The sequence below is a fragment of the Algoriphagus sp. NF genome (genome assembly GCF_028823735.1).
In the GTDB taxonomy this organism is placed as follows: domain Bacteria; phylum Bacteroidota; class Bacteroidia; order Cytophagales; family Cyclobacteriaceae; genus Algoriphagus; species Algoriphagus marincola.
Genome location: NZ_JAPEIB010000062.1, coordinates 1 through 10,910, shown reverse-complemented (window position 1 = coordinate 10,910; position 10,910 = coordinate 1). Strand labels below are relative to the sequence as shown.

The 10,910-nt window shown below is 39.7% G+C and carries 12 protein-coding genes and 1 pseudogene; 8 read left to right on the top strand and 5 right to left on the bottom strand.

The window, feature by feature from the left end; genetic code table 11:
• From OU792_RS17865 to OU792_RS18650, 5 genes are all read left to right on the top strand, one after another.
• Positions 1–412, top strand: a 412-nt coding sequence (locus tag OU792_RS17865; RefSeq protein WP_274670948.1) for a hypothetical protein, incomplete at its 5' end; no start/stop codon positions are given.
• Positions 413–600: 188 nt separating this feature from the next.
• Positions 601–1,791 carry a Gfo/Idh/MocA family protein gene (locus tag OU792_RS17860; RefSeq protein ID WP_134201422.1) on the top strand — a complete coding sequence of 397 codons (1,191 nt, stop codon included), beginning with the start codon at positions 601–603 and terminating at the stop codon, positions 1,789–1,791.
• A 55-nt stretch (positions 1,792–1,846) separates the two neighbouring features.
• The gene (locus tag OU792_RS17855; protein WP_134201424.1) at positions 1,847–2,992 is read left to right on the top strand and encodes a cysteine desulfurase family protein; all 1,146 of its coding nucleotides are present in this window, start codon (positions 1,847–1,849) and stop codon (positions 2,990–2,992) included.
• Between the two features lie 52 nt (positions 2,993–3,044).
• Positions 3,045–3,431: a Uma2 family endonuclease gene (locus OU792_RS18655; protein WP_342453748.1), complete on the top strand. Its 387-nt coding sequence runs from the start codon at positions 3,045–3,047 to the stop codon at positions 3,429–3,431.
• On the top strand, positions 3,394–3,654 hold the full coding sequence (locus tag OU792_RS18650) for a Uma2 family endonuclease (protein WP_342453747.1): 261 nt from the start codon (positions 3,394–3,396) through the stop codon (positions 3,652–3,654). Before OU792_RS18655 ends, OU792_RS18650 begins: the two co-directional genes overlap by 38 nt.
• A gap of 26 nt (positions 3,655–3,680) precedes the next feature.
• Here the strand turns inward: OU792_RS18650 and OU792_RS17845 are convergent, their stop codons facing one another.
• From OU792_RS17845 to OU792_RS17830, 4 genes are read right to left on the bottom strand one after another with little or no spacing between them, the layout of a single operon-like run.
• Complete coding sequence (locus OU792_RS17845; RefSeq protein WP_134203180.1) at positions 3,681–4,271, bottom strand: nucleotidyltransferase family protein; 591 nt, start codon at positions 4,269–4,271, stop codon at positions 3,681–3,683.
• Positions 4,268–5,386, bottom strand: a complete 1,119-nt coding sequence (locus OU792_RS17840; RefSeq protein ID WP_134203179.1) for an XdhC family protein — start codon at positions 5,384–5,386, stop codon at positions 4,268–4,270. Before OU792_RS17840 ends, OU792_RS17845 begins: the two co-directional genes overlap by 4 nt.
• Positions 5,386–5,511, bottom strand: a complete 126-nt coding sequence (locus OU792_RS17835; protein WP_274670947.1) for a hypothetical protein — start codon at positions 5,509–5,511, stop codon at positions 5,386–5,388. The genes OU792_RS17840 and OU792_RS17835 overlap by 1 nt, the downstream gene beginning before the upstream one ends.
• A 38-nt stretch (positions 5,512–5,549) precedes the next feature.
• Positions 5,550–6,776, bottom strand: a complete 1,227-nt coding sequence (locus OU792_RS17830) for a sterol desaturase family protein (RefSeq protein WP_274670946.1) — start codon at positions 6,774–6,776, stop codon at positions 5,550–5,552.
• 173 nt (positions 6,777–6,949) lie between these two features.
• Here OU792_RS17830 and OU792_RS17825 point away from each other — a divergent pair, with 173 nt between their 5' ends.
• Genes OU792_RS17825 through OU792_RS17815 form a run of 3 tightly spaced genes read left to right on the top strand, consistent with a single transcriptional unit; the run spans position 6,950 to position 10,090 of the window.
• A complete protein-coding gene (locus tag OU792_RS17825; protein ID WP_134203177.1) occupies positions 6,950–8,461 on the top strand; it encodes a M20/M25/M40 family metallo-hydrolase in 1,512 nt (503 codons plus the stop codon).
• The gene (locus tag OU792_RS17820; protein ID WP_274670945.1) at positions 8,461–9,606 is read left to right on the top strand and encodes a DUF819 family protein; all 1,146 of its coding nucleotides are present in this window, start codon (positions 8,461–8,463) and stop codon (positions 9,604–9,606) included. Before OU792_RS17825 ends, OU792_RS17820 begins: the two co-directional genes overlap by 1 nt.
• Before the next feature lie 10 nt (positions 9,607–9,616).
• The gene (locus OU792_RS17815) at positions 9,617–10,090 is read left to right on the top strand and encodes a hypothetical protein (RefSeq protein ID WP_134203175.1); all 474 of its coding nucleotides are present in this window, start codon (positions 9,617–9,619) and stop codon (positions 10,088–10,090) included.
• A gap of 87 nt (positions 10,091–10,177) precedes the next feature.
• On the opposite strand, the pseudogene OU792_RS17810 reads toward OU792_RS17815, so the two are convergent.
• Positions 10,178–10,910, bottom strand: a pseudogene (locus tag OU792_RS17810) (CHRD domain-containing protein); the annotation flags it as partial.

Sequence of the window (10,910 nt, the reverse complement as noted above, 5' to 3'; positions counted from 1 at the left end):
GCCTGTGGCAGCAGCCTATTTCTCGAGTTTTAACCCATTAGCTTATGCATTGCTGGAACCTGTGGACGGACTGCCTTTCGACATGGAGTCTATAAAAAAGTCTGGAAATGTGGTTGAGTTTGCTATTCGAAAAGGAAAGACTGCAGATTCATTTGGTGAAAAGCGAGATGCTTTTTTTAAATCCTTGGAAAACTTCGATGGCTACGAGTTTGCTAGAGAATTTAAGGTTTACAAACTCAATGAACAAGGGATTCCCAATCTTGCGGAGAATACCCAGGCGGTAATAATTGTTTGGGAGAATGGAGAAAAATTTCAGGCAGCAGCCCCCCAGATTTTTCCATCCAAGCCCTATGTGGATTTTTCCGAAATGATTGATGTCGAAACCTATTTTGCAGCTTTTCCTACCAAATAATATTTAGGAATTTCGAAAAAGAGCAGCTCAATCATAAAGGTTTGAGCTGTTTTTTTTTTAAATTCTCGAAAACCTTAAACTTTTGATTTGGTATAGAAAATCGATTTCGTGATTTATTCGACCAATAATCAATATTTCCTTACTTTTTTACGGATAAAAACTTAATATAATCCCAAAATTTAATTGAATTGAAACGAAGAGATTTTATCCAAAAAGCCGGAGTAGCAGCGGCTGTTTCCAGTCTTCCATTGGGTGTCGGTGCCAGCATTTTAACCAAAAAGCGAAAGAAAATCTATCATGTAGGAATAATTGGTTATGGCGACAGAGGTTCAGGATTACATCGTGTCATGAATAGAATGCCCGACAAATTTTCGGTCAAAGCCATCGCCGAAGTGCTTCCCTTTCGAGCCCAACCAGCTGCAGAACAATACCCTGACTTGAAAGTGCATCAAGATTACAGAAAGCTTTTGGATAGTGCTGAAATTGATACTGTAGTAGTTTCTACCCCTTTAAATGCTCATTTTGAACATGCCAAAGCAGTCCTAGAAGCAGGGAAAAACCTTTATCTGGAAAAAACCATGCTATTTACTCTAGAGGAGATTCGCGCATTTCAGGATTTGGTGGGAAATTACCCAAATCAAACTATTCAAGTTGGTCATCAGTATCGCTACTCTCCGCTTTATTTCAAGGTCAAAGATTATATCCAAAAAGGCTGGCTAGGTAAAATTACTCAGGTTTCTGCACGATGGGATCGGAATGCCAGCTGGAGAAGACCCGTTCCTTCACCGGAATATGAGCGTCAAGTCAATTGGAGGATGTATAAGGAATACTCTGGTGGATTGGTAGCTGAGCTATTATCTCACCAAATGGATTTCATTAATTGGGCTTTTGATACAGTGCCTGATCGCATTTATGGCACGGGAGGTATTGATCATTACAAAGACGGAAGAGAGACTTTTGACAATGTGCAAGTAACCCTGCGATACGATCAGGCAGGAATGATTGGAAATTTTGGAGCGACCTGTGGCAATCAATACGAAGGCTATGCATTCAAAATCAAAGGGACAGAAGGAACGATTTCTTTACTCACCAATGATGGGTTTTTTTATCCTGAGCCTGAAGCTAAGGCAAAACTCCAGGAAGTAGATGGTGTTTCCGGTGCTACCCCCATCACTTGGACTGAAAATCGAAATGCGATCAAATTAGTGGATGAACCGACCAAGGATGGGTCTATTTATGCCTTGGAGGATTATTATCGATGCTTGGAAGAAAAGGCTACTCCACTTTGTAATGTTGAAAACGCCGGAAATACAGCCAAATTGGTAGCCTTAGCCAATCAATCTCTTTATCAAGGAGAATTAAAAACCTGGAATGGTTAAAGACATGTTTTGGTGCAGGTATTTAATAGCGAATGGAATTTTTTAATTTCAGGCAATGAACTACCCAATTTACCTCGATTATAATGCTACCACTCCTTGTGCACCTGAGGTTGTGGAAGCCATGCTTCCATATTTTCAAGATCACTTTGGAAATGCAGCCAGCAAAAGTCATCCCTATGGCTGGATCGCCGAGAATGCGGTAGAAGAAGCACGGGAAAAAGTGGCAAATTTGATAGGTGCTCGGGCAAAAGAAATTATTTTTACTTCAGGAGCTACCGAAGCTATTAACCTCGGAATTAAAGGGGTTTTCGAAGCTTATTTTGGGGAAAAGCAGCATTATATCACTGCTCAGACAGAGCATAAAGCAGTTTTGGACACCTTTGCTGAAATTGAGAAAAGGGGAGGAGAGGTCACCTATTTAGCTGTAGATTCAAAGGGAAATGTAAACCTTGAGGAATTGGAAAAATCCATTCTCACTCATACAAAGATGATCTGTCTGATGTGGGCCAATAATGAGACGGGAATAATTCATCCAATAGATAAAATCGCCCACCTAGCCGCTTCAAAAGAAATTATTTTGATGAGTGATGCTGTACAGGCCGCAGGGAAAATTCCTGTTTTCACAAAAGGCATTCATTTGATGGCTATTTCGGCACACAAGTTTTATGGACCCAAAGGTGTTGGGGCTTTGTATGTTCGTCATAATCATGAATTGCCAAAGCCTCTGGCTCAAATTCATGGAGGAGGCCATGAAAAAGGGATGCGAAGCGGAACGCTCAATGTGCCCGGAATTGTAGGCTTTGGAAAAGCAGCAGAACTTCGAAGGAAAGAAATAGAAGCCGAAGGAAATCGGCTTAAATCCTTGCGAAATAAATTGGAAAAGAGTCTTTTGGAGATTCCTAACACTTATTTGAATGGGAGTCAAGAAAATCGATTGCCGCACGTAACCAATATTGCTTTTGGTGGAGTGGAAGGAGAGGAGTTGTTGAAAAGACTCAATCAAAAAATAGCGGTTAGTTCTGGGTCTGCCTGTACCTCTATTTCTCCCAAACCGAGCCATGTATTAGCTTCAATGGGATTAGATTCGGATTTAGGAAGGGCTTCGATTCGGTTTAGCCTCGGGAAAAGCTCTACTGAATCAGATGTTAAATCAGCAATAGAATGGGTAAAAAAAGTAGTTTTGGATTTGCGAAAGGCTTGAAAAATTAATTTAATTCAAAACTTAAGTGATTTAAGATCAGTATATTTATGGTATGGAAGCCAATAAGCCAGTAACTGTAAATGAACCTGAGGCAGAATACCAATTGTATTCCTATTCAGATTATTTGACTTGGCAGTTTGATGAAGTAGTTGAACTGATTAGAGGGAAGATCTTCAAAAAAGCCGCTGCCGCACCAAAAAGAATTCATCAAAGAATATCTTTGAAACTCGCTACCAAATTTTATACTTTTTTGGAAGGTAAAAAATGCCATGTTTACGAAGCTCCTTTTGATGTTCGGTTTCCAAAGACATCTAATGAAGACAGTCAAATATTCGACGTCGTTCAACCTGATATCTGTGTGATTTGCGATTTGAAAAAGTTGGACGACAGAGGTTGTTTAGGTGCTCCCGGATTTAATTGTAGAAATCCTTTCACCTAGCAATAATGAAACAGAGTTACGATATAAATTCGATCTTTATGAGTCTCAGGGAGTAAAAGAATATTGGATCGTTTCACCTGAAAATCAAACTTTTACTATCAATACGTTAATAGATCAAAGGTATGTGACTTCCCGGATGATGACCTCAGGTGATGTTGTAAAATCTAGTGTGATTGATGGGTTTACCCTAGATTTGAAGGCCTTTTTTGAGGGTATTGATTAGATAAATTTAATGGGAAATTGAAATCTTCAAGACCTCAAATCCTTTAATCTTTCAATATCGGCTTCCGTATCCAAATCGATCTTTCCAAGTCGAAAGTCTATTGCAAAAACATCTTCTCTATTCTTCAAAATGACTTTTTTAGCCCCTTCTGAACCTTTTAAGGCAAGCATTTCTTCGAAGTACTTTTGATCAAAAAGCGCAGGTACTCCCAAGGTTTCAGAATAAGCACAGGCTACAATACCTTTACCGCTTTCTTTCTTGGCTAAGATCAACTGATCCAAAAGTTTGGTATCTACAAAAGGCTGATCGCATAACATGAGGGTTACTTGGTCTAGTTGTTCCTTTTCCATCAAATAACGAAGCCCAACCTGCATACTTGAAGCCATTCCTTCTTCCCAATTTTCATTGATGACGCTAGGTATTTGAGTTGAATCAAAGCCACTTCGGATCAGTTCAGGATTCCAACCCAATACGACAATCGATGAGTTAGATTTACTTTTTAAAGCGTATTCTACAGCTCTCTGTATTAATGTTTTTCCCTGAATTTCAATTAATTGCTTTGGTCTGCCTAAACGAGAGGATGAACCTGCAGCCAAGATAATCAATCCTGTTTTCATACCCCTTTTTCGTGAATAGGGCCTTGCTTATCCCGTAAAAAAATCGGTTGTTTTTTATTCAAGACAGCCTTTATCTCTGCAAAAATTGAGAGTGCGATTTCTTCTGAAGTTTCTGCGCCTATTTCCAGACCAATAGGAGCATACAGGTTTTCTTTAGAAACTTTCATGCCTTGATTTTGAAGCCGGTCGATTAGCTTTTCGGTCTTTTTCTTAGGCCCTAATATTCCAATGTAGGGAATCATATACTTCTGTAAATCCGCCAAAACAGCTACCTCATATTCAAAATTATGGGTCATCAATAAAGCGACTGTATTCAAATCACATTCGATTTTACTTTCCAGTTCATCCGCAGGAGATACGATAATCTTTTTGGCTGAAGGGAAACGGGCAGGAGTGGCCATAGTCTTTCGGCCATCGATAAGTATCAATTCAAAGCCTAGCAGTTCTGCAAGCTTAGCAACTGGAATCGTATCATTTCCAGCACCAAAAAGTAATAAGCGAACTGAAGGTTTTACCAATTCAAAAAAAACGGATAATTCATCAAATTCTGGATAAGCATGGATTTGACTTGTATTTTGGTCAAATGCCTGAATCTCATGTTTCAATTTGAGCCAAAGCTGCGAATGAATTTTCTCTGTATTTCCGTATTGATGATTCCCTTTTTGTAGAAAAACTGTCCCAATTTGCTCTGAACGTGAGTTTGGAACTGAAAAAAGTGTCAAAAGGAGAGAGCTTTCTCTTCCTTTGACAGCTTCTTTGATCAATTCCACAGGATTCGATTGATCCTGAAAATCCAAAGGCTCAATTAGAACATGAATAATCCCATTGCAGCCTAGTCCTACTCCAAACTTTTGGTCATCTTCATCGGTAGTATCATAAGTTACCAGCATGGACTTTTGCTGGAAAATGACCATCTGCGCTTTTCTAAGCGCATCTCCTTCAAGACAGCCGCCACTAATAGCTCCAGTCAGATTTCCATCTTCAGTGACCAGCATCCTTGCACCAGGACGACGATAAGCCGAGCCGATAACCTGTACCACAGTAGCTAGTGCTGCCTTTTTACCTAATTCTTTACAGTTTTCGTATGCTTCTACGATTTGTTTGAATTCTTTCATCAGTTATTAATCTGTCTATTGGCAGTCAGAACTTCTCCCGTACCATAAGGTTGGGAAGAATTCCTTCCTGTGGTAGGGTCGTCGCACATTTTCCCTGATTCCTCAGGGCATCCTTCTATGTGCATTACTTAAATTCTGCTCGATTTTATATCTACTCTTCGAATTAATTGGCGAGTTGAAGCCTTTCTTTTCTGAAGGAAAACCAAATCGAAAATAAAGTAGAGAGCACTAAATACCCTGCAAAAATATAAATCGATCCTGGCAAAAACTTATTCAAAACAAACCAATCACCGGTCGAAATGATGAAATAGAATGCGTAGGCTGACTTTAATAATTCCCAAGCCCACGCATTTGGGTTGCGATCCATCAGTTCGGTATAAGCGAAGACTGTCAAAAACACAAAACCACCATAATAGAATATATCTGGTGCACCAATGGTAGAGATATTTCCAAATAAGTAACTCAGCAACAAAAGAAGAACAATCAGTTGCGCAAAGCTCCAAACCAACATACCCTTGGATAGAAAGGGATTGTACTTTTCAAAGTTATAGACGTCACTGATTTTGTTGACAGGGTACTTTTCAGCTACGTCTTCTGGACGCCAACCTAAGGGCATAAACCAAATTTTGAATTTATCAGCCCAGTTTTTGGTGCGCCAAGCGTCTTTGATCAGAAGCCAAAGGTGCATGAAGTTGATTTTAATAGGATTCCAGGTTCTTACAGGTCTGGTAACCCCGTAAACAGCAGGAATATCATCTTGCTCTTCCTGATAGGTCCCAAACCATCTATCCCAAAAGATAAATATCTGTCCGTAGTTTTTATCCAAATACTCGGGATTGATGGCATGATGAACCCGGTGGTGGGAGGGGGTTACGATGATTTTTTCCAAGAAGCCCATTTTGCCGATATGGCGGGTATGGTACCAAAACTGGGCAAATAAATGTAAAGGTGCCACAATGGCGATAACTTGAGGAGGAACTCCAAAAAAGGCAGCTGGAATCAAGAAAACAGCGAAAATTTTTACGATGGAAGAAATACTTTGCCTGAGAGCACATGCCAAGTTGAACTCCTCCGAGCTGTGATGGATGATGTGATTGTTCCAAAACAAATTATACTCATGGGCAATTCTATGAGTCCAATAACCTGCAAAATCCAGAGCAAAAAAGGCAATTACATAGACTAGCCAGGTTGCTTCGATTTGAAATATGGCAAACTTTGAAAACAACCAATCATAGGAAATGATAACGATACTGAGCCCCAGGACATCTTTGGTCACATTAGTGATGCCAGAGCTTAGGCTGGAAATCATGTCATTTACAGGGACTGTGTCATTGCCTTTCCAAACTCCCCAGAATTTTTCAAACAATACCAGCACAAAAAAAGCTGGCATTGCGATTAATAATATTTTGCCGTAGGATTCCATTTAGATAATATTTCTAAAATAAACTTAGCTAATCCCAATCTTTGATTCAAGCAGCATGATTGAAAATCACATTATTTGATTCTTATCAAGGCTTTTGAATTATCCAAAGATTCCTAAATTCCAATTCAAAAACATCATTTATGCGGAAATCGTTTTTTGCTGCCTTTTTTTTCGCTTCTCAGCTTGCCTTTGGACAACTATCAAGAACCGAAATAATAACTTCCTCTGAATCGAATTTAAGAGCTTCTTTACTTGAATTTCGAGAATATTTAAGTCTCCCAAACAATGGTAAAATAGGCGAGGATATTTCTCTCAATCTTAATTGGACCCAGGCGGCTTTGGAAGATCTAGGCTTCCAAACACAAATTTTGACTCGAAATGGAATCCCTCACTTATTTGCGCAGGGGAAATTAGATCCAGAAAAGAAGACTATTCTTGTATACATGCAAGTGGATGGCCAACCAGTGGATTCGACCGCTTGGAACCAAAAGAGTCCCTACATTCCTGAACTCATGGAAGAGATGAATGGAAAATGGCAATCTATTTCCTGGGATTCTTTGGATGAAATAATTAACCCTGAATGGAAGATATTTGCTCGTTCTTCATCTGATTCAAAAGGTCCTACCATGGCTTTTTTCACAGCATTGAAAATACTGAAAGAAAAGGGTATAGAACCCACCATAAATCTGAAGTTTATCTTGGATTTTCAGGAGGAAATAAGTTCTCCGGAATTGGCTCCAATTGTGGAAGAAAACAAAGCCTTATTTCAATCTGATGGAATTTTGATCATGGACGGAACTCGGCATTTTTCCAATCTTCCCAACCTAACTTTTGGAGCAAGAGGAATAGTGACTGCTACAATTAAGGTCTTTGGAGCATCAAATAACCTCCATAGCGGCCAATATGGCAATTTTGCACCCAATCCCGTATTCCAACTTTCAAGGCTCTTAACCGCTATGAAGGATGAAGGTGGTAGAGTTTTGATACCTGGTTTTTATGATGGAGTTTCCATTTCTGAGGCAGATTTCAAAGCGATGTCTGAGATACCTGAGGATAATGAAGTCATGGCCCTGGAAATGGGATTCGCTGAAGCCGAAAAAGTTGGAAGAAACTATCAGGAAGCCCTGCAGTATCCTTCTCTGAATATCCGGGGGATAAGTGCTGGCTGGACGGGAAAGGAGGCTCGGACACTGATTCCTGCCCAAGCGGTAGTGGAGATAGATATGCGAACAGTAAAAGAAACTCCCAATGAAAGGCAGTTAGCGCTTTTGAAGCAGTTCATTTTAGATCAGGGTTTCTATTTGATTGAAGGTGATGAACCAACAGACATCGAAAGAAAGACCTATTCCAAGATCGCTTCTTTCCAAAGTAGAAATGGCTCTCAGCCTTTTAGGTCAGCTATGGATTCTGATTTTGCAAATTGGCTGGACCGTGGAATGCGTCATGTCTTTGGTGAAAAATATATTAAAACCCGCCAAACGGGCGGCTCTCAACCGATGGCACCTTTTATTAATATCCTGGGAGCGCCAGCTGTTTCTGTTCGCATTCCAAATCCTGATAACAACATTCATGGACCGAATGAAAATATCCGAATTGGCAACTATTTGGAAGGAATTCAGACTTGCCTTGGGATCCTAACGCAAGAATTTTGATGAGCTCCTATCCAGATATTCTTGCTGTAGTAATTGTTTTAGTTACTGTATTTTTTGTATTGAAAATCAATAAGGTAAAAAAGCCTATTATTCAAGGAATCTTGAATTGGTTTCCGGCAATACTTTTCGCCTATGTTATCCCTGCCTGCTTTACACATGCATTTAATTGGGATCTATCAGGAGTGATTATTCATGATTGGAGCCGCAATTGGATCATTCCTATTACACTTTTAGCCGTAATGTCTGCTTTACCGTTAAAGCAGCTAGCAATTGTTGGAGCCCGACCTCTAATTTTATTTTTTGCTGGAAGTCTATTTATAGCAACACTTCCTGTGATTTTGGTTGCAGGAGCATCCCTTTTCTCTCCAAACTCACAGCAAATATTTATAAATCAAGAATACTGGAAGGGTTTAGTACCTATTGTAGGTGGTTGGATAGGTGGCAGTACCTCTCAGTTAATTCTCAAAGAACTGGCCCAAACTCCCGAAAATGTTTTTCTTTCTGTATTGGTATTAGACAACATCCTTGTGAATATTTGGACGATCCTTATGTTTCAGTTTATCAAAAAAGGGGAGAAGCTGAGTGAATTAATGGGTATTAAGGATCCTTTGCCAATGAATCTAGCCGCAGAGGAAAACAGAAGTGGAAAGAAAATTTATCCCGGGATTATCGCAGTCCTATTTTTTAGCGTTGCCGGTATCGCCTATTTGCTCGAACCCTCTTTTCTAAATCTTGTCATCAGTTTATCCATTTTAGGGATGTTTCTTGGCAATCTGATTCCAAACTGGAACGCAGCATTTTCACTAAAACTGGGTGGAGTAGGTATCGTATTAGTGATGGCCATTTTGGGTTTGAAACTTGACTTTAGCAACTTGACATTACCCCTTACCTTTGTGATTGTCGTTTTGCTATGGTTGGTTCTCCACTCCTTGGGAATGATTATCGTTTCTAAAGCCCTAAAATTGAATTTAATTTGGGTGCCTATCGCATCAATGGCTAATCTAGGAGGAATTTCCACGGCTCCGGCTGTTACAGCTGCTTACAGAAAAGATCTGATGCCTCATGCTGTGCTTTTGGCAATTTTGAGTATGGTGACAGGTACTGCTTGGGGAATGTTGACTATTTTCTTGTTCCAGATAATTTGAAATCGAATCCATGAAGTTTCCAAGTCTATCTCAGCTTAAAAAAGACCTTTCCCTCCTAAATGAGCAGGAATTGATAGAACTGATCGCTGAGCTTAGTAAATTCAGTAGAGACAATAAAGCTTACTTATTTTTTAAACTTCATGAAAAAGATAATCCGGGCCTATTCCTAGAAATGGCAAAAGAAGAGTTGGAATTGGAATTTCAAAAAGCAAATACTCAACATGGCTATTATGCCAAAAAATCGGCTCAGGCTATTCGTAGAAAAATGAACAAGCTTTTGAAATTGAATAAAAAGAAGGAAGATCAGGCAGAGTTGATTTTATTTTTTTGTGAGCGATTAAAGGAGTACGGTTATCTTGCTCATCGCCATCCTGTGATCCAAAATCTATATGAAATTCAAATCAGAAAAGCTGAGAAATTGATATCAGGACTTCATGAAGATTTGCAATATGACTTTCAAGAAAAGATGAGAGAATTGGCGTAAATAAAACCTCACACTTAAGGGTATTGAATAAAAAAATCCGAGGCAAAAATGCTGCCCCGGACTTTCCCAACCTATACTATTTTGTTCTTAGTTGCTGTTGCTTCCAATATTTCCTTGAGCAACAATAGTTGCTAATTGCTCCATGGAAAGGTGAACATTGATGTAGCCATTGTATGTCAATAGCTCTTCGTAAGTAATCGGAGTATCATCATCTAACATCATTATATTCGTCATGCTCATTCCCGAAGCACCATCCACAGGGTTAAACGTAAAGGCAATTGGACCACCCATTTCCGCACTATTATTGTGAATATGAGCAGGGTGCATTCCATCTTCAGGGGTATTTTCTAGCATAATTATCGCTAATGTGCTACCATTCGCCCGCTCTTTGAACTCAGCTGTTCCACTGATTCCAGGCACATCCACTTCTCTGAGATTGTAGGTTGTTGATTCACCGGTCAATTCATTTTGACCGATATCCCCCTGCGCGACAATTGTAGCAAGTTCCTCCATTGACAAGTGCACATTGATATATCCATCGAAGTCCATAAGTTCTTCGTAGGTGATGGCTGTCCCATCATCCAATGTAGCAATATTGGTTTTAGACATTCCTGATGTTCCGTCCACCGGATTGAAAGAAAAAGCGATTGCACCACCTTCTAATGCGGTATTTAAGTGAATATGAGCAGGATGCATTCCACCATCAGGAGTGTTTTCAAGCATAATTTCTCCTAAAGTCTCACCATTCACACGTTGACTGAATGTGGCAGTACCGGAAATTCCCGCTACGTCTTTTTCACCGAGCATGGAGGTCTTGGTC